The organism is Mesorhizobium sp. M7A.F.Ca.US.011.01.1.1 (assembly GCF_003998295.1).
Lineage (GTDB): Bacteria > Pseudomonadota > Alphaproteobacteria > Rhizobiales > Rhizobiaceae > Mesorhizobium.
The window spans coordinates 1-511 of sequence record NZ_RZRT01000234.1; the positions used below are offsets into that span (position 1 = coordinate 1).

A 511-nucleotide genomic window follows, 5' to 3' on the forward strand; every position below is an offset into this window, starting at 1 on the left:
AGCAGAACATGTCGACCACGACAGGCTTGTGGAACTTCATGCGGAATTCGATCGCCACCTTGGTGGCATGGACCACGGCTTCCGGATCGTCGCCATTGACGTGGAAGATCGGCGCCTCAATCATCTTGGCCACATCCGACGGATAGGGCGACGAGCGCGAGAAGCGCGGATTGGTGGTGAAGCCGATCTGGTTGTTGATGATGAAATGCAGCGTGCCGGCGACGCGGTGGCCGCGCAGCCCCGACAGGCCGAGGATTTCGGCAATCACGCCCTGGCCGGCAAAGGCGGCGTCGCCATGCAGGAGCAGCGGCAGCACCTTGGCGCGCTCTTCCAGCGGCACGATCTCTTCGCGACTGCGGCCGAACAGAGAGTCCTGCTTGGCCCGCGCCTTGCCCATAACCACCGGATCGACGATTTCCAGGTGCGAGGGATTGGCGGTTAGCGACAGGTGCACCTTGTTGCCGTCGAACTCGCGGGCCGACGAAGCGCCGAGATGGTACTTCACGTCGCC

General features: G+C 63.2%; 1 protein-coding gene. It reads right to left on the reverse strand.

Going from position 1 to position 511, the window contains the following annotated elements; translation table 11 throughout:
* Positions 1–511 (reverse strand): thiamine pyrophosphate-dependent enzyme (locus EOA13_RS37505; protein WP_245490620.1); only part of this gene is annotated, 511 nt, incomplete at both ends.